This is a genomic window from Candidatus Tisiphia endosymbiont of Dascillus cervinus (assembly GCF_964026405.1).
Lineage (GTDB): Bacteria > Pseudomonadota > Alphaproteobacteria > Rickettsiales > Rickettsiaceae > Tisiphia.
Genome location: NZ_OZ032146.1, coordinates 280,409 through 306,020, shown reverse-complemented (window position 1 = coordinate 306,020; position 25,612 = coordinate 280,409). Strand labels below are relative to the sequence as shown.

Annotated in this window: 20 protein-coding genes and 4 pseudogenes; 11 read left to right on the top strand and 13 right to left on the bottom strand. The window is 32.3% G+C overall.

Annotated elements, in window-relative coordinates; all coding sequences use genetic code 11:
• Positions 1–3: 3 nt before the first annotated feature.
• Positions 4–807, bottom strand: a complete 804-nt coding sequence (locus AAGD19_RS01410; RefSeq protein WP_341748020.1) for an RMD1 family protein — start codon at positions 805–807, stop codon at positions 4–6.
• Positions 808–940: 133 nt separating this feature from the next.
• On the opposite strand from AAGD19_RS01410, the gene AAGD19_RS01405 reads away from it, so the two are divergent.
• Together AAGD19_RS01405 and AAGD19_RS01400 are read left to right on the top strand one after the other, a co-directional pair.
• A complete protein-coding gene (locus AAGD19_RS01405) occupies positions 941–1,879 on the top strand; it encodes a folate-binding protein (protein WP_341748019.1) in 939 nt (312 codons plus the stop codon).
• Positions 1,872–2,261: a phosphotransferase-like protein gene (locus AAGD19_RS01400; RefSeq protein ID WP_341748018.1), complete on the top strand. Its 390-nt coding sequence runs from the start codon at positions 1,872–1,874 to the stop codon at positions 2,259–2,261. The genes AAGD19_RS01405 and AAGD19_RS01400 overlap by 8 nt, the downstream gene beginning before the upstream one ends.
• On the opposite strand, the gene AAGD19_RS01395 is transcribed toward AAGD19_RS01400, so the two are convergent.
• Both AAGD19_RS01395 and AAGD19_RS01390 read right to left on the bottom strand, forming a co-directional pair.
• Complete coding sequence (locus AAGD19_RS01395) at positions 2,249–2,488, bottom strand: hypothetical protein (RefSeq protein WP_341748017.1); 240 nt, start codon at positions 2,486–2,488, stop codon at positions 2,249–2,251. The genes AAGD19_RS01400 and AAGD19_RS01395 overlap by 13 nt on opposite strands.
• Positions 2,409–3,281, bottom strand: a complete 873-nt coding sequence (locus tag AAGD19_RS01390) for a transposase (protein ID WP_341748016.1) — start codon at positions 3,279–3,281, stop codon at positions 2,409–2,411. The genes AAGD19_RS01395 and AAGD19_RS01390 overlap by 80 nt, the downstream gene beginning before the upstream one ends.
• Positions 3,282–3,408: 127 nt before the next feature.
• On the opposite strand from AAGD19_RS01390, the pseudogene AAGD19_RS07450 reads away from it, so the two are divergent.
• From AAGD19_RS07450 to AAGD19_RS01370, 4 genes and pseudogenes are all read left to right on the top strand, one after another.
• Positions 3,409–3,508, top strand: a pseudogene (locus AAGD19_RS07450) (IS701 family transposase); the annotation flags it as partial.
• A gap of 606 nt (positions 3,509–4,114) precedes the next feature.
• Positions 4,115–4,321, top strand: coding sequence for a hypothetical protein (locus AAGD19_RS01380; RefSeq protein ID WP_341748015.1), 207 nt, complete (start codon positions 4,115–4,117; stop codon positions 4,319–4,321).
• Between the two features lie 140 nt (positions 4,322–4,461).
• Positions 4,462–5,430: a hypothetical protein gene (locus tag AAGD19_RS01375; RefSeq protein ID WP_341748014.1), complete on the top strand. Its 969-nt coding sequence runs from the start codon at positions 4,462–4,464 to the stop codon at positions 5,428–5,430.
• Positions 5,423–6,724 carry an NAD(P)-dependent oxidoreductase gene (locus tag AAGD19_RS01370; protein WP_341748013.1) on the top strand — a complete coding sequence of 434 codons (1,302 nt, stop codon included), beginning with the start codon at positions 5,423–5,425 and terminating at the stop codon, positions 6,722–6,724. The genes AAGD19_RS01375 and AAGD19_RS01370 overlap by 8 nt, the downstream gene beginning before the upstream one ends.
• Positions 6,725–6,830: 106 nt before the next feature.
• On the opposite strand, the pseudogene AAGD19_RS01365 reads toward AAGD19_RS01370, so the two are convergent.
• From AAGD19_RS01365 to AAGD19_RS01340, 6 genes and pseudogenes are all read right to left on the bottom strand, one after another.
• Positions 6,831–7,184 (bottom strand): annotated as a pseudogene (locus AAGD19_RS01365) (hypothetical protein); the annotation flags it as partial.
• 342 nt (positions 7,185–7,526) lie between these two features.
• Entirely contained in the window at positions 7,527–8,471 is a 945-nt protein-coding gene (locus AAGD19_RS01360; protein WP_341748012.1) for a hypothetical protein, read from the bottom strand.
• A gap of 122 nt (positions 8,472–8,593) precedes the next feature.
• On the bottom strand, positions 8,594–9,346 hold the full coding sequence (locus AAGD19_RS01355; protein ID WP_341748011.1) for a peroxide stress protein YaaA: 753 nt from the start codon (positions 9,344–9,346) through the stop codon (positions 8,594–8,596).
• A gap of 22 nt (positions 9,347–9,368) precedes the next feature.
• Positions 9,369–10,316 carry a malate dehydrogenase gene (mdh, locus tag AAGD19_RS01350; RefSeq protein ID WP_341748010.1) on the bottom strand — a complete coding sequence of 316 codons (948 nt, stop codon included), beginning with the start codon at positions 10,314–10,316 and terminating at the stop codon, positions 9,369–9,371.
• 20 nt (positions 10,317–10,336) lie between these two features.
• Entirely contained in the window at positions 10,337–11,686 is a 1,350-nt protein-coding gene (gene rho, locus AAGD19_RS01345; RefSeq protein WP_341748009.1) for a transcription termination factor Rho, read from the bottom strand.
• An 888-nt stretch (positions 11,687–12,574) separates the two neighbouring features.
• Positions 12,575–14,635, bottom strand: a complete 2,061-nt coding sequence (locus AAGD19_RS01340) for a hypothetical protein (RefSeq protein WP_341748008.1) — start codon at positions 14,633–14,635, stop codon at positions 12,575–12,577.
• Between the two features lie 232 nt (positions 14,636–14,867).
• On the opposite strand from AAGD19_RS01340, the gene nuoF reads away from it, so the two are divergent.
• From nuoF to AAGD19_RS01315, 5 genes and pseudogenes are all read left to right on the top strand, one after another.
• Complete coding sequence (gene nuoF / locus AAGD19_RS01335) at positions 14,868–16,133, top strand: NADH-quinone oxidoreductase subunit NuoF (RefSeq protein ID WP_341748007.1); 1,266 nt, start codon at positions 14,868–14,870, stop codon at positions 16,131–16,133.
• 42 nt (positions 16,134–16,175) lie between these two features.
• Positions 16,176–17,162 carry a hypothetical protein gene (locus tag AAGD19_RS01330; protein ID WP_341748006.1) on the top strand — a complete coding sequence of 329 codons (987 nt, stop codon included), beginning with the start codon at positions 16,176–16,178 and terminating at the stop codon, positions 17,160–17,162.
• A 63-nt stretch (positions 17,163–17,225) separates the two neighbouring features.
• The gene (locus tag AAGD19_RS01325) at positions 17,226–17,492 is read left to right on the top strand and encodes a type II toxin-antitoxin system Phd/YefM family antitoxin (RefSeq protein ID WP_341748005.1); all 267 of its coding nucleotides are present in this window, start codon (positions 17,226–17,228) and stop codon (positions 17,490–17,492) included.
• A 373-nt stretch (positions 17,493–17,865) separates the two neighbouring features.
• Positions 17,866–19,205 (top strand): annotated as a pseudogene (gene miaB, locus AAGD19_RS01320) (tRNA (N6-isopentenyl adenosine(37)-C2)-methylthiotransferase MiaB).
• A gap of 170 nt (positions 19,206–19,375) precedes the next feature.
• Positions 19,376–21,751: a penicillin-binding protein 1A gene (locus tag AAGD19_RS01315; RefSeq protein WP_341748003.1), complete on the top strand. Its 2,376-nt coding sequence runs from the start codon at positions 19,376–19,378 to the stop codon at positions 21,749–21,751.
• Between the two features lie 2 nt (positions 21,752–21,753).
• Here the strand turns inward: AAGD19_RS01315 and AAGD19_RS01310 are convergent, their stop codons facing one another.
• The 4 genes and pseudogenes from AAGD19_RS01310 to AAGD19_RS01295 all read right to left on the bottom strand — a co-directional run bounded on the left by AAGD19_RS01310 (position 21,754) and on the right by AAGD19_RS01295 (position 25,530).
• The gene (locus tag AAGD19_RS01310) at positions 21,754–22,821 is read right to left on the bottom strand and encodes a tetratricopeptide repeat protein (RefSeq protein ID WP_341748002.1); all 1,068 of its coding nucleotides are present in this window, start codon (positions 22,819–22,821) and stop codon (positions 21,754–21,756) included.
• Positions 22,822–23,006: 185 nt separating this feature from the next.
• Positions 23,007–23,612 carry a hypothetical protein gene (locus AAGD19_RS01305; protein WP_341748001.1) on the bottom strand — a complete coding sequence of 202 codons (606 nt, stop codon included), beginning with the start codon at positions 23,610–23,612 and terminating at the stop codon, positions 23,007–23,009.
• Positions 23,593–24,276 (bottom strand): uroporphyrinogen-III synthase, encoded by a 684-nt coding sequence (locus tag AAGD19_RS01300; protein WP_341748000.1) that lies wholly within the window; start codon positions 24,274–24,276, stop codon positions 23,593–23,595. The genes AAGD19_RS01305 and AAGD19_RS01300 overlap by 20 nt, the downstream gene beginning before the upstream one ends.
• Positions 24,273–25,530: pseudogene (locus tag AAGD19_RS01295) on the bottom strand (M16 family metallopeptidase). Before AAGD19_RS01295 ends, AAGD19_RS01300 begins: the two are co-directional and overlap by 4 nt.
• Positions 25,531–25,612 lie beyond the last annotated feature (82 nt).

Sequence of the window (25,612 nt, the reverse complement as noted above, 5' to 3'; positions counted from 1 at the left end):
TAATTAATTTCCATTCAGAAGGTAACCAATTATTTTGAAAAAGAGTTTATCGTGAATAAGGGATAGTACTACTTCTATGGTAATTAATATTATAATGATCCATTCAAGTCTAGTTGAGTGTTTATAGTTTAAGTCATTTGACAAAATGTTATAGAGTTCATGGATCATGTTCAGTCGATGGTTAAGAATATTCTGACGAATTTGAATATCTTGAAACTCTGCAGTCATTAAGTATAAAGGTTCATAACTAGGACGACGCCAAAAAAATTCAGGAGTATCTAGTATATCGCTGTGTAAATTAATAGAATATCGTTCGTTAAATAATATGCCAATTTGTTGAGATATTTCCTTTTTTGAAAGTGATACACTGCCAGTGCTGGCTAGCTCTTGTTGAATCGGTGTTGTTTTTACAATTAAATTACTTACTGATTTTTCTAGTACACTAAGTTTAACTGACTGAGCTAAAGCATGCGATATAGATAATTTTATAAAAGTTGATTTATCTGCTAGAATGATTTGGTTTTTTTCTTCATCTATAAAGGTTTTACCTGTAGTTTCATCATAATCAAAATAGATAAAGTCAGACATTATCTCATCAGTTTGATTAGCTTGCAGAGCTACTATATCGTCTAGAATCATTTTCTCTTGGCTTTCTTCAGCTCCCCATATAGTAACACAGCCAAATGGGAAAAAGAAAACATCTATAGGGTTTAAGTTTTTTACTTGTTCTTTTTGAATATATAGTACATCATCAAAGTGTTTAGGTTCAAGACCAATCTTATTGAGATTTATTACTAAGTCATTCATCTTATATTCAGAAGTCGTACAGTAGGAAGCACATCTCATATAATAAATAATTTATAGCAAACAACTATTGCATCAGTATAATATAGTATTATAAAACTTATTAAAGTCAATTAAAATATCATAGTTGGTAATTATGCATGAAATATTAACAAATAGAGCAATTATTGAAGTTGTGGGTGATGATGCGATGAATTTTTTGCATAATTTGACAACTAATGATATAAAAAATAATGATTATTGTTACAGTTATGCTCTAAATAATCAAGGAAGGTATTTATTTGATTTTTTTGTATTAAAACTATCAGCAACAAGACTTTTTATTGATATAAATGTTAATCAGTCTGATTTATTTAAAAATCACTTAGTGCAGTATAAATTACGTGCTAAAATTGAAGTGAACGACTTAACTAACATCTATCAGGTTATTTACTCAAAACAACAGTTGGAATTTAATGGATACAAAGACCCTCGTTATGAGCAACTCGGTTTCCGTTCCATTGTTAGTAAAGATGTACCAATAACTGCAGGAACAGCAGGACTATACCTGCAAGATAAATATAATTTTGCCATAGTTGATGGGTATGAGGATCTAATTTTCAACAGATCCATTCCGGTCGAATATGGCTGTGAGGAATTAAACGCTGTAAGTTACACTAAGGGTTGCTATATTGGACAGGAAGTTATTTCAAGAACAAAATACCAAGGAGTAGTAAGGAAAAAAATATTTAAATTATACTCTCCTTCCCCTTCGAATTGGCTCCGTAAAACTGTGGGGGATTCGCGTGCTCACGTACTAGATGTACGCTCCGCTCACTCACCCCTTGTTTTACGTTCCAATTCGAAGGAGAAGGAGAGTATATCTGCTACTACAGACAGTTTAGATATCTCAAAAGATGATGAAATTATGGCAAATAATACAAAAATTGGAGTAGTATGTTCAAGCTATAAGAATAGTGCAATAGCTTTAATTAGAGTAGACGACTATCATGTATCGCAAAATACAGCTATTACTGTAAAAAACTTACCTGTTTCTTTGGTTGTTCCACCTTGGAGGAGCTGTACATATGAGTAAAATTATATTTTTAAATGGATGTGGCTCTGCTGGTAAAACATCTATCGCAAGAGCAATACAGTATTTAAGTAAGGATTCTTGGCTTACTTTTGGCATAGATACTTTTATTAGTATGACACCATTACCATGCTCATCTGATGATAAACCGGATGTTAGATACTTTTCCTTCGTTCCGGGGATAAATGACCGTGGACCAACCATGCGTGTTGAAACTAATCCAAAGGGTGAGCAGCTCTTTGGTATCATGCCAGATTTTGCCAATCTACTTGCAAGTCGTAACAATAACCTTATCATTGATGAAGTCTTATTTGAAGATGCTTGCCTCAAATCTTATATAAAAAGCTTGAATGGCTATATTGTCTACAAAACTTACGCTATGTAAGGTTCTAAATAGCGTAAAGAGGGTGAACGTAACTGCTGTTGCATATAATGATCTAAAAGCCCTAACTTTATTTGATAAACCGTCTTACCTATTTTGTGTGCAGTTCTTTTTAGAAAAGCCCACACTAAAAATGCACAACTAATGTGATTACGCTGGATGCGTTGTTTTCTGCATTGGCATCGTTCTATACCGGGTAAGTTGCTTGATTTCTCTATGCATGCTCTCAATTACCCAACGAAAGCCACACTCATCTTGTACGGCTTTAGAAGATTTTTGAGTTTTGTTATTGGTAACAATATAATCAACTCTGTTGGTAGAAACAGTAAGTTTAAACAAATTAACATGCTTATCTTTTGCAAAGCCCTTTATATGAATCTCCACTCCGCTCTTAATTTCCTCATCTGAAAACGTTAACTTGCTAACAGCTTTATAAGGCTTAGAAGAGGAAGTTTTAGTAACGTTTCTATTTGCTTTAATAGGAGCATAATAATATTTACCCAAGGAATCAACATGTTGCATAATTTTATGCGTAGCATACCATGTGTCAAAAAGCACAGTTTGAAAAGGAATCTTTTTGCTATACACAGCATTATTTAACATATTTAATAGGTGTTCTACTTTTGTCGCTCCATCATGTTCGGGCGAAAAAATTCGGTAATCTATTACCCAAAACTTATTAATATCCGGATTATAATATACCAAACTTACTACTCCTATACCAGTAGTAATACCACCTGTAGCCCCACTGTACTGTGATCTAGCAATTTCTATTTTCTTGGTATTTCTTTTATTTAACACCGTATCATCAAATATTGTATATCCGTTAGGCGATAAAATAACATCATCCTTAATATGTTCCCATAACAAAGAAGGTGTATATTTTTCATTTTTTAAAAATCTATTAATAACATCATGGCTACATTTTTTGGCATGTTCAGCATAGTAGGTCAAACTATAATTCTTTTGACTCACTATTAGAAATTGACAGTAATCTGTCCTATTAACTGGTATTGCTTGCAATTTTATCCTCTTGGCATTTGTAAATTATACTCAACATAATGTACCATTTTTTTTCTCATAGCGTAAGTTTTGCAATAACAAAACTCAAAAATCTTCTAAAGCCGTACAAGATGAGTGTGGCTTTCGTTGGGTAATTGAGAGCATGCATAGAGAAATCAAGCAACTTACCGGTATAGAACGATGCCAATGCAGAAAACAACGCATCCAGCGTAATCACATTAGTTGTGCATTTTTAGTGTGGGCTTTTCTAAAAAGAACTGCACACAAAATAGGTAAGACGGTTTATCAAATAAAGTTAGGGCTTTTAGATCATTATATGCAACAGCAGTTACGTTCACCCTCTTTACGCTATTTAGAACCTTACATAGCGTAAGTTTTGTATATATAGATGCTTAAGTAAATTAGAAATATTTATCAAAAATTGTTATGAATGCTTAAAACAAGGAGGAAAAGTTGTAATATGTACTTTAGATATTATAAGTGCATATTCTTATCCAGAGGTTTTTGATATATTAAAATTTCCCACGAAGTTTTTGAAAGATGAGTACACGGATGGTTGCCCCATAGAAATTAGTATTACAAATGATTGTGTTGTAACGTGCTATCATATGGATTTTGATACTATAAAGAGATTAATGGAAAAATTGGGCTTCAAGAATGTAAGGAAACATAACTTGTTTTTAAAAGAAAATGCTTTACAGAGCTTTACAGAACAAGAATTTAACCTTATAAAAGAATCTAATATACTCTTATTAATAGAGGCAGAGAAATAAATATAATAGACTCACCAATTTTAATCACTTTAAGTTTATTTAATTATACGAGAATTTGGTATGGAAGAAGATTTGAATTTTAGTATTGAAGAAGTCAAATGGTCTGAAGTTAAGGATGAAGTGTATAAGGTTAATCCTGAATTGACAGAAAAATGTGATAATGTTAATCAATGTGGAGGATATTCTTTATTCAAAATAAAATATCCTTATGGAGCATATATTGTTAATAGGGGGAGTTTCATCTACCAACTAAAGACGGCAAACTAATTTCTATAAATGACTCAAGAATTCCAGAATTTCTAAAAAAGAAGTTGAGATATAGCCATATTCCCTTATCCTTAATTCTTAATAGTTTGAGCGAAGTATTTGTTCAGATACAAAATAGAATTGTTTCCCTTAATGTTCTTTTGACTGGTGAACTTTTTGGTCTATTTGAATTAATGCATATGTTAAACCAAACATCTTCATTAGATATGCCTATTTGGAATGTGTTAGCTGGAGCTCGCTCTACTGTTATGATTCCAAGTATTTCTGATACAGTGGGTCATAATAGGATTAAAAAGAAATTAGGGGCTGATATCTATGCTCCCTATGGTTTGTCAGATCATTGGCGGACATTTGTAGATATTAATAAGTATTTTCATAATTCAAATTGGAATAATAGCATTCTAGTATTTTCTAATGATTGGTTTCTTCAACCAAATGATCCTGGATATAGTGGTTTTTATAATTATCTAGTTACTCAATGTTGGAAACAGTTTCAATTGTTAGAAGATTTTACAGATTTTAGTTTATTATGGTCATTTTTTACTCATGCAATTAATCTACGTAATTTAAAACCACGATCATATCTAATAGACACTGTTAGACATTTAATTTTGATTTCTAAAGGTTCTGCTATAGCATTTAAGCCATCTACGGATGATACAGGTTTGCCAATGAGTTTAATACAGCAAATATATGTAAATGATTATAATCTAAAAGATTATATACCAAATATTATGCAACCAGCAAAATTTACTAAAAATAGTAAAGTCTATTATTCTCTTAGCTTTCCTACTCTATTTAATAGCTCTCCTTATTGTAGAAATCCTCCGAGTATAATTGAAGATCAAAGAGAGATTAAAAGATTATTAGATATTTTAATAAATACTATTCACCAAATTGAGAATCATAGTGCCAACTCCCTTAAAAACATAAAATTTGAGTTATTTCATTCTGGAAACGATCCATTTGGTCAGATATTATCTAGTAAAATTATATCTGAAGATGATGCTAGGTTTTTAGAGTATAATAGTAATGGTAAGGAAGCAAGAGTATTTTGCTCCTCATCTAGTTTTTTTAATGGTTGTATTGCTATCTGTAATAATGAGTAATTTAAATACACCCATATTAGAAACTCTACAAAGTATAATAGATAAATTAAAAGGATGTAAGTATCTTAATTTAAAAAATGTTACCTTTGTTTGTGTACAACATTTGTTATTTACAACAATAGATTTAATAAAATCTCTTATCAGATTAGGTGCTAAGCCGAATAATATTCATATAATGGGTAAAATATACTCAAATTGCCCTATAGTAATTGCCCAACTTATAGAAATGGGAGTAAATTACTATCCTAGTTCCCAACCGCAACAATTTGGCTATTTTAACTATTATTTTAATACAGATATAGCTAATATGTGGGCTAATGTTGCTACTACCATAATAAATGTAAAATCTGACACTATTATCATACTAGATGATGGTAGTAAATGTACAACAACTATTCCAAAGTTACTAAGTGATAATTACAAGGTCTTTACTGTAGAGCAGACATCATCAGGGGTTGTTCATATTATTAAAAACAATTATACCACGTTACCTTTTATTAACGTTGCTTATTCTGCTGCAAAGCAAATATTAGAGTCTCCAATGATTGCTCAGACCGTCATACGAAAACTTGATAAAATTTTGCCTTTACAATTTCGTACCCTTGTATGTGGAGTAGTAGGTTTTGGAGCTATAGGAAGAGCTGTCGCCCGGAAACTATTATCTTTAAATCATAAAGTAATAATATATGATAGATCTGACAGTAAGTATAATCTTATGAAGAAGATTAAAACTGCAAATAATATTCTATCTTTATTTCAAAAATCTGAGTATATTTTTGGTTGTACAGGAGAAGATATTACTTTATCTCTTGACATCAATAAAATACGAGGAACAAAGAATCTAATTAGTTGCTCATCACAAGATATAGAATTTCAGTCATTACTGCATATTATTCAAGATAATTCTTCTATTAATACCTCTAACGTATTGGATAATATCGAATATTCTACAGATAGTGCAACGTTCAATATTTTTAGAGGAGGATACCCTGTAAATTTGGATAATTCTGGAGAATCTGTGCCAGCCAATGATATACAACTTACTCGAGGATTATTACTTGGTGGAATCGTGCAAGCACTATTTCATTTAGTTCAAGAGGTTAATCAAAAGCCACAACAATATATGTTACATCCTAAAATACAAAAATTAATAGTGAAAGAATTAGTATATAATCAAAAGTACAAATTTTCTAATGATTTAGTAGTTATGAATTTTTTAGATGAAGAGTGGATTAAAAATAATTCTAGCGGAGAATATGTAAGTAATGATATTATCTCACGATATTTTCTGTAAACCTAAATTTCCGATTAAGAGTAGATAAAAAGTTGATGGAAATGAGGTTTAGTTTTCCCACACGCCGCATGATAATCCACTTCTATAGCATAATTTTTGCTCATATTTATCTCGAAGATGAGGAGCGAAGCCTATAGATAATAGGCGAGCGACGAGTGACGACGTCACCAAATTCTCCTGAATTGACTATACCAATGTCAATCTTGGCTTTGTGGTTAGTAAAGTTAAGATAAGTACTGTCTTGTATCACTAGCAATAAATTATCATTATTGTTGTTAATTCTATCAGTAGTTTGCCTAAAATGCGACTCTATTAAATGATCATTGTTAACTTTGCTATTAACAAAAAAATCATAAGATTGTCTTTGATCTTGTGGATTATCAAAAAGATTCTTAATACAGATTGTAAATTTTGCCATTAGGGCTGTAAAAATCTTTAAAGCTCTTGATTTAAGACGTTGATCTTTTAAACTAAACTTTCAAATTCTGATTCAAAAAATAACTTATTACTTCCTTCTCCTAGTCCCAAACTATCCAATTGCTTACCTCAAATCTTAAAAAATAAAATTTAATATTATCTTATTTCTTTTTAATCCTTGCAATTAAAACTTAAGGCTAACTGTTAGATTTGGTTTCGGCTCGGATGTTTGGCTGTCTACGCTTTACTACTGTCGTTACCTTCAGCTGCACAAGACTCGCTATATGGTGGAGCTAGCTACTCCTTCCATAATAGGACTTTCACCCGTAAGATTAATGCACCTTATCTTGACGCACACACAATCAGTTGGACAGAGCCCAGAGCCTTAATAATTCACATTTTTCCAGTCGGAGCGTTTAGTTTCTCCGGTTTTATAAAAAGAAGTTACTTCTTTTATAAAATGTTCAAAATCCGGATTTTCTTTAACGAGCCTATTAGCCATATCCCAATCAATCTCTAATCTTTCTTTAGCAGGAATTAGTATTCGACCTTTTTCTGATTCGTTTATGTTTAATAAAATAAATCCTATACCGTGCCTAGCAGAAAGAATTTCCAGTTCACGAAAAGTGTTACTATCCTTGCTTTCTACTAGAGAGAAAGCTACTAAATATCCATAGTGAGCCCATGAGGAATTTGATAGTGCTTGAAAAAAAGATTCTCGTACATTGGAGTGATTAATTGTTACTTTCACCTCAAAAGACCAAAGTTTAGCTTTTATATTCGCATATTGTTTGACGCAATCTTTGATCGGCTCTGCCCAACCTTTCGTCATAGCCTCCATTCCCACTAGGTCGGGATATAACCATTTATTAGCATTAGTACCACTACGATTTGAAGAACGTTTATCATTAATAGTCATGTTATAAATACTAAGCTCATCCCAAAGAAATTCTGAAAGCTTTAGATACACCTCTTTTTCTTTTATGTTTGACCATTTTTCAGCTTCTTCTATCTCCGCTTGATCAGTTTTTTTAGTAAAATAATATTTGCGCGGACACTCTTGTGTTATTTTAATACCAGGCTCTTGTTTTTGTATGGCTTCATTACGTTCTTTAGTCATTTCTCCACTAAAGAGTACTATAATAATTTGAGCTATTTTTGCTGGATCAGTTACATTGAGTATTGATTTGCATTTACTGTTCTCCGCTTTTCTCTTGACTTCCTCAGGATAAGTTTTTACTAGCCATGCAGCTATTTCTCTAGAAGTAAATTTCCGACCTTCATTGGCTTTAAGGAAACCAATAATTGCTCTGTTACGGTTAAATTGCATAGATACTACTATTTTATAAACTACTAATAAATAATAATCAGAATAGTAAAGAATTTAAATATAACTAATATATAATTCCAAGTTATTATCTTTAAATTTAAATGTAGTTGTAATATTACAACTTATTCATTTTTAACAAATACCCAATCTTTATCGGAAGACTCAGTTTCACTATAATAATAGTTTTGTTTAGAGAACTGTTTTAATTTTTCAGGTACGTCTATAAGATTTTCTGCAATAAAGTTAAGCATGCTGCCCCTAGCTTTTTTGGAGTTTATAGCTATTATTTGTAATTTGTTATTTCTTTTTTCTTTAAAATATATATTAATTATTGGATATTTAAGATCATTTTGATTTATGGCGGAGGAATATTCATTAGAGGCTAGGTTGATTAGATATTTATTTTGGTGAGTTGCTAATATTTGATTTAGATAATTGGTAATATCAATTTGCCAAAAACTGGATAATTTTTCTAAATTTGGCAATTTTGTTGACATTTCTAGCCTATAGGGTTTTATTTTATCTAAAACTCTTAGTGGTCCATATAAACCTGATATAATTAACGTGTGTCCTTGCAAGAAATCCCATTGCTCTTTAGAGAAACTGCGTCTATCAATATTATCATAAACATCCCCATCATAGGCAAATATTGCTTGCTTTTGGGGATGGTTATTGAAATCTTGAAATCTATGATAATTAAGCTCAGCCAGTTTGCTACTTATATTCATTACCTGCTTGATCTGATTTTGTGATAGGCTTTTACATATCTGTAAGAGATACTGCATTTTAGTAAGGAAATGCGGCTGCGTACATGGTAAATCCGGTATTTCCGAGATAAAATCTTGAGTCTTAGCTGGTGAAATTATACTTAGCATATCTGTAGTCTAGACAAGAAATTTACAATTTAACTGATTCAATTAATTTTCTAACTCCATCTACTGATTTATTAAATAGAGCTTGTTCTTCATCATTTAGTTTTATTTCCACTATTTTTTCTACACCATTTTTACCAATAATAACTGGCACTCCGACATACATACCTTTTACTCCATATTCCCCTTGAAGATAAGCAGCACAACTTAATATTTTACGTTTATCTTTTAGATAACTCTCTAACATTTCAATAGCAGAAGTTGCTGGAGCGTAATAGGCAGAACCATTTTTAAGTAGTGAAACAATTTCTCCACCACCATTTTTTGTGCGATCTATTATCGCATTAATACGTTCTTTCGTCGACCACCCCATTTCTACTAAATCTAAAACTGGTATGCCGTTAATTGTTGAATATCTAACCAAAGGAACCATTGAGTCACCATGACCTCCAAGTACAAAACTACTAACATTTTCTACAGAAACATTAAATTCATTGGCTAAGAAAAAGTTAAATCTTGATGAGTCAAGCACCCCAGCCATACCAACCACCATATTGCTAGCTAGTCCACTTTCCTTTAACATTACGTAAACCATAGCGTCAAGTGGATTGGTTATAACAATGACAAAAGCGTTCGGTGCATATTGCTTAATGTTGCTAGCCACAGTTTTTATAACAGTAGTATTAACATTAATTAAATCATCCCGACTCATTCCAGGTGAACGTGGTACTCCAGCTGTAACAATTATAGCATCTGAACCTTCTATGTCTTTATAATTGTTAGTACCTTTAGCAATTATATCTGATCCAGTAATTGCTCCAGCTTGTGATATATCTAAAGTCTTACCCTGCGAAGGACCTTCAGATAAATCAAACATAACTATATCAGCAAGTTCTCTAAGACTGATCAAATGTGCAAGTGTTCCGCCAATCTTTCCCCCACCAATTAAAGCAATTTTTGTTCTTTTAGCCATACTTCCTCCTGAAAAGCATTTTATGAATTCATTGAATCAAAAAATTCTGTATTAGTTTTAGTGTTTTTAAGTTTATCAATTAAAAATTCTGCTGCATCGATAGTTCCCATTGGGTTAATGATTCTACGAAGAATCCACATTTTGGTTAAAATGGCTTTATCAACCAATAGCTCCTCTTTACGTGTACCAGATTTAGTAATATCAATCGCAGGGTAAACGCGCTTATCAGCTATTTTGCGATCGAGGACTATTTCAGAATTACCAGTACCTTTAAATTCTTCAAAGATTACCTCGTCCATACGAGAACCGGTTTCAATTAAAGCAGTTCCTATTATAGTCAATGAACCACCACTCTCAATATTTCTTGCCGCTCCAAAGAATCTTTTTGGACGTTGCAGAGCATTTGCATCAACTCCCCCAGTAAGAACCTTACCAGACGAGGGTACAACAGTGTTATAAGCTCTTGCAAGTCTTGTTATTGCGTCAACCAATATTACTACATCTCTTTTATGCTCGACCAACCTTTTAGCTTTCTCAATAACCATTTCAGCAAGCTGAACGTGTCTAATAGCGGGTTCATCAAAAGTTGAGCTAACTACTTCACCACGCACTGAACGTTGCATATCAGTAACTTCTTCTGGGCGTTCATCAATTAACAAAACAATTAAAAATACTTCGGGGTTATTGGTGGTAATAGCATGAGCTATATTTTGCAATAGAACAGTTTTTCCCGTTCTTGGTGGAGCAACAATCAACGCACGTTGTCCTTTACCCATAGGAGCAACCAATTCAATTATTCTTGTACTAAAATCCTTACTATTATCTTCTAGCTCTAGGGATAATTTTTCTTCAGGATAAAGTGGTGTTAAATTATCGAAATGTACTCTATGATATGCCTTAGAAGGGTCTTCAAAATTAACTTTGTTTACTTTTAACAAGGCAAAATAACGTTCTCCTGGTTTTGGAGCTCTAATTTGCCCTTCTACCGTGTCCCCTGTACGTAGTCCAAAACGACGAATCTGACTTGGGGAAATATAAATATCATCAGGACCGGCTAAGTAATTTACTTCTAGAGATCTAAGGAAGCCAAACCCATCAGGTAAAATTTCAAGTACGCCTTCTCCTGAAATCAAATCACCCTGCTCAACAGATTTCTTGAGTATAGCAAAGACTAGCTCTTGTTTTAGCAAAGCACTAGAATTTTCAATATTAAGATTTTCTGCTTGTATTTGCAATTCTTCAGGTGACTTACGTTTTAATTGTTTAAGATTGATGATAACAATACCATCTTTATTAGGATTATCATACTTAGTATTATTATAATAAATATCAGGTGATTCCTTATTGTTAGTAACTGTATTTTGGGTCATACCTATTTTTTTTAGATTAGTTAAGATCAAACTTTTCTAGAAACTTTATTCTTTCTAAGTCATTTTGTTGTTAGAATTAATCGAAGGAATTCTCATGTACACCAGTACTACTTACGATTTTTTGATTAATTTTTTAGTAAAAATTCCTTTCATAGCTAGTTTTGAAATAGGTCTATTGCTTTAAAAACTGGGAGAATCACGAAACCTACGAAAGTCAAGTTACTTAAAGATTAAGGTTAGACTACTACTCGAATGATTAGACTTCTTGCATAATTCTACTTTTGTTGGTAATTTATTCATCGTGCCTAGGCTCGAATCCGTAACGGAATTTGAGTGTGCTGCAAGTCGAGATTTCGTGGCTTCCTTAAATCCTTGCACATAAGTGAACTCTGCAAGAAATTTATTGAAATTAGCATCACAAAATTTTGACAGCTCAGTTAGACTATGTGGACCTAGAGAGCATTCGTATTTCCGAGTAACTAACTTAATTTGGGAATTGGTATTAATACTAACTTAATTATTTATATTTATCAAATTATTTTGCGGTTGTCAAACAAATTACACATGGTAGGATAATTTAAAAGTATAACCAATAGTTGATGCACATGTGTATATACTCGGTCAACTTCAAGAATTAAGGTCGTCGTGTCTAAAGCACCATAGTACCCTACATTTTTCTATAATCGTCATAGCAAGACTCTTTAGATGCCGTGGAGATCTAGGTAAACAGCGAAGCTGTTTTTTTAGAGTAACGCTTCGCGTATCTTAGATTGCCGCGTCGCCGCTTTCAGTGACTCCTCGCTAATAGACGATCAACAACTATTTTAATAGTGGTTATATAAAAAATGTAGGGTACTATGAGTGACCCACGCAACAAAGTCAGTCAATTTACCATAACCTTCCTTTATTTACTGCTTTAAGAGCAGGTTTAGTAGGTGTTGCTAGTTCTCTTTTAATTGTTTCGACATGCCTTAACGTTTTTTTTACTTGTTGAATTTCTATTTTAACATTATTACTAATAATCCTAGACATGCTTGGATTATTTTGCGGCGTTTGAGTTTCCTGAACTATTGGGGTTTTTGTAGGTATTTCTTGCTCTGATTTTATTGCTATCATTGAAGTATTTATGGTATCTTGCCTAGCATGCACTTCTTCTACCTTTGGGTTGGGCAGGTCAGTAGCATCTTCAGCTAGCTCTTGATATCTAGGTTTGTCCATCTGTGCTATCGAATTGCTCTGTAACTTATCCACCAAGACTCTGTTATCTAGTTGGTCCGTAGTTAACTCATTTAACCTGTGTGCTTCTATATTTTCTAACTTAGCTTCTGTTGGTGTTGATACCACAAAATCAGAACTACTAGGTTCGGGTATTTGTTTTGTTTCTATGCTAGAATGTTGAGTAAGAGGAGGTGGTGGTGTGGACACTGAAGTTGACATGGTTGGTGCAGTTTGATTGCTATATTTGTCTGTAAGATGTGTAGCAATATCCTGTAAATTATTTGTAGAAATAGGTAATTTTTTAATCACAGAAGAATACCAAGATTTATCTGATGCAATTTTATTTGTTATGTCAGATATTATCTCGTCTTTGTGATTTCTTAGTTGCTCAGAACCAAGTTCTATTAAAGTCGGAGATAATTGTTCCGAGATTTTATTATTTTGTTGTTCTGTAATCTTTATATCTGTTTTATTTTGAATTCTGTTAATAGATTCTTTAAGGATTGGTTTTGAAACTAATTCTGCATCTTTATCTTTAATAATTGGATTAATAGAATCAGCAAATCGTTTGATATTTTCTTCTGTAATTTTTGTTGCATCTAAGGTTAGAAACGAAGAATTTTTTGGAGCATTATCTACACTAAAAAATTTCTGAGCTTCCTTGCCAATTAAGCTATGTAGCTCTGTTAGTTTCCACTCTTCAAATAACTCAGTTGCTAATTCACTGGGTATATGGACATAAGGTAGAAGCTGTTTACAAAAAGCCTCTTGTCTGATCTTTTTTTCTTCCATAGAACCAGTATCTTGTATATTTATACTAAGAGTCAATAAAAGTTTTTTAGTTTCATTTTCTCTATAATTAACAAACTCTGGACTTAACCCATTATTCCTACTATCTACTAATTCTTTTATAAAAGAATTAGCAGATTCATTAACTGCATTAGAAAGAACTGTACGTTCTGTCTTATTAAGTTTTGTGAATTCTTTAGCAAATTTAACAGTTTTATTTCCTTGGCTAATAGTTTTATTAAAAATATTAAGTTGCTCGGTACTAAAATGTCTTGTATCTGCTTGTAAACTTTCCATAGTTTTGTTAATTACTGTACTGGCATAATCTGATTTAGGAATTGCTTGACCTTTTAGCTCTAATATTACTTTTTTAATAGTTTCAAGAGCGATCTTATCCTGATCATTGTTACTTTTAATATCATTTAATACAAACCCCTTTAAACTAGCTTCTAAATTTGCAAACTGTCTGTCTGCTTTTGCCTTGTCATTATCGTTCATAAGTCTTTTAGAACGTTCTATATTTAAACTAAAATTATCAAGCAGTTCTTCTGTCTTTTTATCAGATAAATTACAGTAAAAACTTTCTACTGCTAATCCAGTCATTGCACTCATAAATGATTCGTTAGTACCAATGAGTAATCCGTTATCTATGGATTCTTTTGATAATTGTGGAATTGGTTGTTTTAGAAATTTAAGTTTATATGTGTATGCCCTTCCTATTAATTTATTTATATTTTCAATCTCGTTTTTAGTGTTAACTCTAATAATATCATCTTTTTTGTCTGCTAAATTGCTATCACTTTCGTACCCGGAATCAACAGATCTTACCGATATAGTATCATCTTGATTAGTACTATATTCAGAATGAATAGAATCCTTATCACTCTTAAAATTAGATATATTTAAATTACTGGATTCTATAGTTGCTCTATCGTCTGACATAAAAACCTTTCATTATATTAATCATAAAATTAGAAGACATATAATCCCTATTACATAAAGAATCTCTATTGAATTGATGATTCTGGCAAGCATTTTAATATAGAACAAATGTACTTAACGCATTTCAGAGTTGGTGTTGTTGTATTTTTGTGCAAAACCCTGCTAATATTTATTCTTCACAATTGTTTGCCTTCAGCTATAATATCATATGTAGATATTCTAAGAGTTAATTATGTTACAAATTAGCGATAAAATTTTTTCTAATCTTAGTGGGCAGGAAAAATATGATATAATAAGCAGTAAGCAACGTGGAGATTGGGATAATACAAAAGATTTTATTATTAAAGGTAAAGAATGGATAATTGATGAAGTAAAAAAATCAGGTCTGCGAGGGCGGGGTGGTGCTGGATTTTCGACTGGCACCAAATGGTCGTTCATGCCTAAAGACCATCCAAAGCCTAGTTACCTAGTGGTTAATGCTGATGAATCAGAACCTGGTACGTGCAAGGATCGTGATATTTTAAGGTATGAGCCACATAAATTAATTGAAGGTTGTTTGCTCGCCAGCTTTGCTATTAACGCACATACTTGTTACATATATATTCGTGGTGAATTTTATAACGAATCCTCCAATGTACAGCGTGCTATAGATGAGGCTTATGATGCCGGTTTTATAGGCAGTAATGCTTGTGGTACAGGGTATCATCTTGACATTCATTTGCATAGAGGGGCTGGGGCGTATATTTGCGGTGAGGAAACAGCTCTGCTCGAAAGCTTAGAGGGCAACAAGGGCTTCCCTAGATTAAAGCCACCATTCCCGGCTAATTTCGGCTTATATGGTTGTCCAACAACTATTAATAATGTTGAATCAATTGCCGTTGTGCCTACTATACTCCGGCGTGGAGCTGATTGGTTTGCTGGAATCGGTAAGCCTAATAATACCGGAACAAAGATTTTCTGTATTTCTGGTCATGTAAATAAGCCATGTAATGTTGAAGAAGCCATGGGCGTACCTTTAAAGGAGTTGATTGAGAGATATGCCGGGGGTGTACGGGGTGGATGGAGTAATCTGAAAGCTATTATCCCAGGTGGTTCATCAGTACCGTTGCTACCAAAGTCATTATGTCAGGATGTTGCAATGGATTTTGATAGTTTAAGGTCAGCTGGTTCAGCACTCGGGACTGGTGGAGTCATTGTTATGGATAATTCTACGGATATTATTTACGCTATTGCTAGGCTTAGTAAATTCTACATGCATGAGTCTTGCGGTCAGTGTAGCCCCTGTCGAGAAGGTACAGGTTGGATGTGGCGAGTTATGATGCGACTGGTACGCGGTCAGGCAAAAATAGATGAAATAGATCAGTTACTGGACGTTACAAAAATGATCGAAGGTCGTACTATTTGTGCCCTTGGAGATGCTGCTGCTTGGCCTATTCAAGGGTTAATTCGTCATTTCCGTCATGAGATTGAAGAAAGGCTAGCCAAGCAAGGGGTTTAGTTTAGATTGCTCTGTTACTGTTAGCAAATTAGTATCATATAAATGAAGAAAATAATAAGTCTGAACATAAGTAGAAAATCTCAATTTATTATTGCATTTGCTATAATGGGGTTATTATTGCTTATACCATGCTGTAGTCGTTTATCTTGTATTACTTACATGTTACCATCAGAATATTTAAATAATGGAAATTTAGCATATTTCCAATTTAATAATTATAATAAACTACAAGAATTACTTCCTAAAAATATTAGATATATCGAACAATATAATATAATTGCCAGTGGACAATTTAGTGTTAACCAATTTAAAAATGCTATTGGGTGTAAAACAGATATTATTGATGTTGATTTAAGGAGTGAGTATCATGGATTCAATGATCTAAACCCAGTGTCCTTTATCAGTTTACCATATAATGACGTTAACGCTAATAAATCTCAAGAGGAAATTATACTACAGGAGCAATATCTTTTTGATTCAATATTACCAACTTACAAGCAACTTAGTATATATGTAAATAATTTGAAGACTACGCCAACAAAGAAGGACCTAACAATCTGTATACCTATTTCTACTAAGACTGAAGCTGATATAATGGCAGGTTTGAATATTGATTATTGTAGAATTACCACATTAGATCATCGAGAGCCAAATCGTGATAATTTAGATAGAATGGTAGCACTTTTTGATCAAAAATTAAAATTAAATCCAAGTCGATGGGTTTATTTACATTGCTTAGGTGGAGGTGGTCGTACCACGGCAGTTACAGCTGAGCTTATGATGTTAAAACAACAAGAAGCTGGCGAGTTACAACCATTCGATGATTTGCTAACATATGTAGAATCTGTGAGTAATGGTTATAAGTTAGTCCCAAGTTGTAAGCCTAGTGATCAAAATTATCGCTGTCAATGGAAGTGGGATCGTTATAATACCTTAAAAATATTCTATAATTTTGTACAAACAAGAACTGAGAATCAAACTTTTAGTGATTGGCATAATGTAATGTTCCAAAAGAAAAAGACATTGTAATTAACTTGATTATATTAATAATTTATGTTTTAATTAATCATATTAATTAAAATAATTATTATCATGGAAGAATTAAATGCAACTGAAGCAAAACGTGAGTTTGGTGAATTACTTATCAAAGTGCAAACAGAACCTATCAGCATTAGTAGACATGGCAAGCCTATAGCTGTAATAGTTTCTGATAAAGAGTTTCATGAATTAGAATCTTTTAAAGAACAAGTATTAAAACTTGCAATTTCTGAAGGATTAGATGACTTAGCAAAAAATAAAATACACTCTCATAAGGTTGTTTTTGATAACTTAAAAATAAAGCTTAATGGTTCAGTGTAAATTTACAAATAGTGCGAAACGTGATCTTGAAGATATTACAGATTACACACTAAAACATTGGGGAAGGCAGCAAACTATAAAATATTTTAGATGAGATACATAACAAAGCTATTGCTTTAAGTCTTAATCCTAATATAGGTACTTTACGAAATGATATATATCCTACCTTATTGAGCTTCCCTACAAAAAAACATATATTGTATTATCTAAAACAAGAGTATGGTATTATCATAGTTAGAGTACATATGTACTATAAGCTTCATAACTTTCCAAACCTCAATAACCTCAAATAAAATCATTCCAAAAAAATATGTCATATTTTTTACAGTATTATATATAATGCAACCTAATTTATTTTTGTTAAGTAAAAAACGTGAAAAAAAAGCTTTTTATTAAAACTTATGGATGTCAAATGAATGTATATGACTCCATCAAGATGCAGGACTTGCTAGAGCCATTCGGTTATCAGCCAATTGATTCTATGCACCAAGCTGATATGATTATTTTAAATACTTGTCATATTAGGGAAAAAGCTGCAGAGAAAATGTATTCCGAGCTTGGTCGCATCAAACAAATTAAAGATGATAGAAAGTCAAAGGGAGAAGGTAATGTAATCGTTACTGTTGCTGGATGTGTTGCACAAGCTGAAGGTGATGAAATTTTTAGAAGAGCTAGTTATGTAGATATAGTAGTAGGACCACAATCTTACTACGATTTACCAGAGTTGATAGCAAAAATTGCTAGACATGAAAAACATGTAATTAAATTGGATTTTGTTGAAGAAGCTAAATTTGATAAGCTACCTGAACAGTCTAATATACAAGGAGTAAGTAGCCTTATTTCAGTTCAAGAAGGTTGTGACAAATTTTGTACTTTTTGTGTTGTACCTTATACTCGGGGTGCAGAATTCTCAAGGAGTCTAGAACAAATATACAGAGAAATTATAAAATCCGTTTCAAACGGAGTAAAGGAAGTAATCTTGCTAGGTCAGAATGTTAATGCTTATCATGGAAAAACTATTGAAGGCAAAGAGTATAGTTTAGCAGATCTAATCAGCTACATAGCAGAAATACCAAGTCTTGAGCGTATTAGATACGTTACTTCTCATCCTATTGATATGACAGAAGATTTAATTCTGTTACATGGGTCTGAGCCAAAATTAATGCCGTTTTTATACTTGCCAGTACAGTCAGGTTCTAACAAAATTTTAAAATCAATGAATCGTAGACATAACAGAGATTATTATTTTGATATTATTAATCGTTTAAGAAATGCGAGAAGAGATATAGTCTTTTCATCTGACTTTATTGTAGGATTTCCCGGAGAAACGGATGAAGACTTTGCTGACACTTTATATCTAGTAAAGAAGGTTGGTTATGGTCAGTGTTATTCTTTTAAATATAGTCCAAGACCTGGTACACCTGCTGAGGTTAAAGAGCAAGTGCCTGAACATATAAAATCTAGGCGTTTAGCAATTTTACAGCAAGAAATATCTCGCCAACAATTATTGTTTAATGAAAGTTGTATTGGCAAAATAATGCCAGTATTATTTGATCGTGACGGTAAATTGGACAATCAACTGATAGGAAAAACATGTTATATGCAGTCGGTGCATGTAATAAACCCTGCAAAAGATTTGTTCGGTCAGATTATCGACGTAAAAATTACCGAGGCTGGGGGGCAAGTAGTTTGAGCGGAGAAATGGTGCTGTAATCCAATTTACGCGAATTCGGGATAAGAATAGTTATTTCTTATCCCGAATGGGGGTAGTCATCACAACGTAAACTGGGAGCTAAAAAATAAACAGGAAGGATGTTTTAGATGATGATATTATATAAAATAAAACTTTTACTTGAATAAATGTAAGAAACACACTATCAAAAATGCTCAAACTTTTTTATATATTTTTTAAATTATTTACAATATTAGGGCTAATAGCACTTAGTGTGTGTGTGTATTTGTTGTATCATTACTCTAAGGATTTACCGGACTATTCTCAACTTGCCGATTATCATCCACCATCGGTAACAAGAGTATATGCCCAAAATGGAAAATTAATGGAGGAATATGCTTTGGAACGTAGAGTTTTTGTACCTATTAGTAGTGTACCACACTCTCTTATAGAGGCGTTTATTTCAGCAGAAGATAAGAATTTTTTTGAACATCCAGGAGTTGATGTTATAAGTATAATCAGAGCAGCCATATTCAATATCTCTAATATTTTGCATCATCGTAGAGTAGAAGGAGGGTCAACTATTACTCAACAAGTAGTTAAGAATTTTTTATTAACCTCTGAAGTATCAATAGAACGTAAGATCAAAGAAGCAATTTTATCCTATAGGGTCTCAAAAACCTTTACTAAAGATCAAATTTTGGAGTTATATCTTAATCAAACATTTTTTGGTAGGGGAGCTTATGGAGTTGCCATGGCTGCTCAGAATTATTTTAATAAGTCTATTGAAGATTTAACTGTTGCCGAATCAGCTTTTATCGCTGGTCTACCAAAAGCACCATCAAATTTTAATCCGGAGAGAAATTATGCTAGGGTGAAAGATCGTAGAGATTATGTTATTATGAGAATGTTGGAAGATGGTTATATAACGCAAGAGACAGCAAAAGAAGCAGTAGATAGTCCTATTACTTTGCAAAAGCGGGATCGTAATGAAACCGTTACAGCCGGTTATTATGCTGAGCAAGTACGGGAAGAAGTCATTAGTAAAATTGGCAGTAAAGAATATTTCTATACTGGAGGGTTAACGGTCATTACTTCACTTGATGCTGGTTATCAGCAAGCTGCAGAAAATGCTCTTAGGCAAGGCATAAGAGCATATGATAGGAAGCATGGTTTTAGAGGAGTCATAACTAATATTGATCTAAATAACTGGCAAGATAATTTAAATAAAGTAGCAAAGCCTCCAGCTATTTTAGAATATCAATTAGCTGTTGTGTTAAATGTTTCGGATAATCAAGCAGAAATTGGTCTTTGTGACTCTAGTAAGTCAAAAATAGTTTTATCAGAAATGAAGTGGGCAAAAAATGATCTTAAATCAGTAAAAACTCTTTTAAAGAAAGGTGACGTTGTAGTAGTCGAAAAAGTAAATGCTAATTACTATTTGCGGCAAATTCCTACTGTTAATGGTGCGATTATAGTGATGAATCCTACAACAGGTCAGGTACTTGCCAGCGTTGGTGGATATGATTTCACAGTTAGTAAATTTGATCGTGCTACTCAGGCACTGCGACAACCAGGGTCACTCAGTAAAACTTTTGTTTATCTTGCTGCTTTAGAAAACGCAATCCAGCCAAATAGAATTTTTGAAGATGGTCCAGTAGAGATTCCGCAAGGTCCTGGCATGCCAGTTTGGCGACCAAAAAATTATAAAGGGAATTTTCTAGGTTCAATTACTATGCGTATAGGGCTTGAGAAATCACGAAACCTTGTTACTGTTAGGGTAGCACAAGCTATAGGGCTAAGCAAAGTTGCTGAGATAATCAAGCGATTTGGTATTAATAATGAGCCGAAGAGATTTTACTCTATGGTGCTTGGTTCGCTCGAAACCACACTAGAAAAAATGACCAATGCTTATGCAATAATTGCTAATTCAGGAAAAAAAGTTACGCCGCATTTCGTAGAGCTAATTAAAGATCGTAATGGTAAAATAATTTATCGTAGAGATAATAGGGAATGTAAAAATTGTAATGTATCTGACTCCCAGCTTACTGATAACTTATCACTCCCTATCCTACCTCAACCCGACTATCGGATGATTACCGATGAAGCAAGTGATTATCAGATTATCTCATTTCTCACTGGAGCAGTTGAAAGAGGTACGGCAACCGCTGCAAAAAAACTTGGTAAGGTTATAGCTGGTAAAAGTGGTACTACCAACGATAGTATGGATACTTGGTTTATTGGTTTTACTCCAAAAATAGTTGTCGGAACATATATTGGTTATGATACGCCAAAAACACTAGGAAGAACTGCAACAGGGTCAAGTGTTGCCTTGCCTATATTTATTGATTTTATGGAGAAGGCTTATTCTGATATTCCATCACTGGCATTTAAAGTACCAGAATCAATTAAATTGTTACCAATAGATCCAACAACTGGTAAAATTACTTCTGCTAGTAGTATTATGGAAGCATTCAAAATTCATGATATACCAGTATTAGATTATCAAGAAGAAAACCAAGGTCAAGATAATGATGCTTTCCATAATATCTCTCCCGAAAAAGATCCTTCTCAGGAGATATATTAATCTCAAATATCATGAAAAGGTAATAGTTCAGGTTCATTTTTAAGATTTTTAATCTTTTCCGGTAAGCCTAAATAAGCGGCTATAGCTAAAAATAGCCCTAAATATTGTTTAGGGTTTACTAACATTGCTAGATCTTCATAAATTCTTAAAGGTGGTACAGAAGAAAAGTGCTTATATAATTCTACAATCTCAAAAGAAGGGTTATTTGCGAAGGCAGCTTTTAATATTTCAATGTTTTTATTATTCCAGCTAGAAGAGTTCATAGGTAGATAAAGATTTAATGCGGAGATATGTGAAGGTATAAGTTTAATAGCTGATTCTAAATAATGGATAGCATCTTTTGTCTCATTAGCTTCTAGCATATTTTTAGCAGCGTCAACATAATAATCAGCTATTTTGTTCTTTATAGACTCTAGTTTTTGTGTGTCAACTCTGTTAAGTTTGGATACCACAAAGATAAATTTTGTCCACAGAGAAAGTTTAGCATAACAATCAAGTAAAATTTCTAAAGTTTCACTATCAAATTCATTTAGGTTAAATGATCTAACAGCATAATTCTCAGCTGTTTCATACATATTATTTTGATAAAATATTTGTGCAAGTCTTTTGGTAACAAAGGCACTATAATGTTTAGATTGCTCTAATTCCTGAAAATATTTTATTCTTATTGAAGGATCTAATTCTGCTTCTGCTAAAAGTAAAGTATGAAATACCTTGTTTTCTTCGCTTAAACGGTAAGCTATTTTCTGACTAGTTGCTACTGACTTTGATTTTTCACCAGCAATATATTCTGCCATAGCCTTCATCAGTAGGTAATTATCAGTAGTGGCTCTTTTGGAAAAGAAAAGATCTTTTAAATTAGCAGGTAGGTCAATAATTAGAAATATTATTTTTAAAAAAATAGCACTAAAAAGTGTAAATAATATATATAAAATAATGAAAGTAAAAAAGGAGGTTTCTATATAATAATCATATAAATTTAAGGTTAATGTTGAGTCAAGCTGATTTAAGACAGAAAAGCCTAAATATAATAACAAAAATGTAATACAAATTATTAATAATCTTATCATTATTTTACTCTACGAATTCTTGTTATAATTTTCTTGTTGTATAGTTACCATCTAGCATTTACCATAACAAATTGGTGTCATTGCGAGGAGCTGCTTTAGTAGCAACGAAGCAATCCAAAAAAGTAATTATAAATGGATTGCTTCGTCGGTCTTATGACCTCCTCGCAATGACGAAGTAATGCTAATCAGGTTAGTTGTAATTCTTCTGAATAAAAGAAATTAATAAAAAAATCTAGATTGCCTATTATTCTCAACTTTAGTTTTTCTTTATCTTTGGTAAAACTAGATTTCCTTTCAATCTTAATAAATTTCTCGATCCAACAATTTGCTTTTGGAAATATCTTGACTAAACCTAGACTATTATTAAGTAAATAATTTTCATTATAATTGTGTAGGTCTAGCAAAATATTTTTTATTTTTGTAGGTAACTCTACAGTTTCAATTTGACGAATTTGCTGTGTATAATCTTTATCTTGTAAAAAATTTATCACTAAAAGATTAACGCTAAGTAAATAAATGCTATAATTAGGGGGGGGCTTAGATGATTTGGGTTGGTGGTTTAATAAGACTTCTTCTTGATTCAAACTACTATCTTTTTGAAGTACAACATTTTCTGATATAGTAGCTGGTTTAGAAGTAGTTGGGTTGTCAGGTAGTTCAGTATCTACTTTTTTATTATTTAAAAAAGTCATGTAACCTATTGATATGGCAAATAACACAATTAGAATAATTGTGAGAATAATAGGATTATTACTACGAACTTTTATTATATTAGTTTCTGATTTTTGCATTATAAATTAATAACTCTAACATTTGTTGCGGCTGTCCATTATCACAATAAACCACATTTTTGGCAAAATATCTAATAATATTTGCTACTTTTTCACTTATAGTAATCACTAAACTATTATCTAGTAGTTTTAGCAAATTATTTTTTATTAATAATTCAATGAAAGTCTTAGTGCTGTTCTGTGAATATAGTAAAATAAAATTGATGCCCTTTTCAATCTCTGCTATTTGGTACAGCTGGGTCGCGTATTTTACCCGATAAATAATGTGTCTTTTTATTTTTTGAGGCAAATCTTGAGTAATTTCATTTGACGATAAATATATGGTTTGCTCATATATTTCTTGAGGGATGTTTTCTAGTAGGTCTTGAATATTTGTAGCAACATATCGTACTACAAAATTTCTTTGTTCTAGAATTAACTTTGATGAATTGCCAACTATCCATACGTTCTTTTGTTCTACCTCTTGATGCCCAGCAAGGATTCTAGCAGCAAATTTACTGGTGACAATTATATTAACATAATTATGCAAAATGGTGCTATTTAATGGCAAAGCTTGATATTCCACTAAAGGAGAACAGATATATTTAAAACTACAATTTTTCTCCAATTCTCTAATGGTTTCATTATTATCCTCTAAACTTCTAGTTAATAGCACCGATTTCATAAAGCTAGCTTATGGCATAATTCTTGATAATCTATGGCAAGTGGTTTAGGACCAATAATAGATAAAGTAGGTTTTGTAACAAATATTTTGTTAGCAATATTTATTATATCTTGTTTTGTTATATTCATAATATGTTCAATAGTTTGTTCAGTAGGTATATATTTGCCAAAAACAGCAAAATTTTTACCAATTTCTTCTGATTTATAAGAAGATTCTTCTTGAGCCATATAGATACTAGTTTTTAGTTGTACTTTAGCCCTATCAATTTCTGAGTCTTTGATGTCTGTAGAAACTTTTTTTATTTCATTAACTAATTGTTCTGTAAGGAATGGTAGTTTATCATGATTAGTGGAGGCATATATGCCAAAAATCCCACTATCATAGTAGGAGCTATTATAGCTACCAATTGAATAAACTAGTCCAAGTTTTTCCCTGATTTGTTGAAATAATCTCGATGACATACCATTGCCAAGTATTAGTGAAAGAACTTGCGTATGATATAATTGTTGTATGTTAAAATACGGCACACTCTCGAAACCTAGAACTAGAGTAGTTTGCTCAAGATCTTTGGTGATAAAGCTATGTCCCCCTGTATATCTAACTTTCTCAAAATGACTATTTTATTTATTTTTTAATGAACAAAATAATTTTTTGGCAAATTCTACAACTTGCTCATGGGAAATATTTCCTGCTACTGATAAGTAAATATTTTCGGCATTATAATGTTTGTCAACATAATTACTAAAATGTTCTCTATCAAATTTAGCCAAACTGTCGTGAGTTCCTAGAATTGACCTGCCAAGTGCTTGATTCTCATAAGCACTACTGTAAAATTTCTCGTGGATAAGTTCATCAGGGTTATCTTGAACATGAGCAATTTCTTGTAGAATCACCTGATATTCTTTGGCTATTTCTTCCTTTGAAAAAACTGAATTTGATATCTGCCAGTATTTCTAAAGCTTTATAGCAGTTTTCATTCAATATTTTTGAATAATAAACAGTTTGTTCATGCGAGGTATATGCATTAAAATGTCCTCCTATAGAGTCAAATTCTTCAGCAATTTGTTTAGCAGACCTAGTTGTTGTGCCTTTAAATGCCATATGTTCAAGAAAATGGGATATGCCTATTTCTGAAGATTGTTCATAGCGGCTACCTACATTAACAATGACATTAATAGCTACAGAATTTATATTAGACATATTATAGGTAAGAATAGTTAGACCATTTTTAAGTTTGCTTGAATTAAAGTCCATTTTATCACTTATTTAGATTCCAATGACCTTAAAATAACTCTTTACAACTAGTTATGCAAGGAGTCATTTCCTATCAAAACAA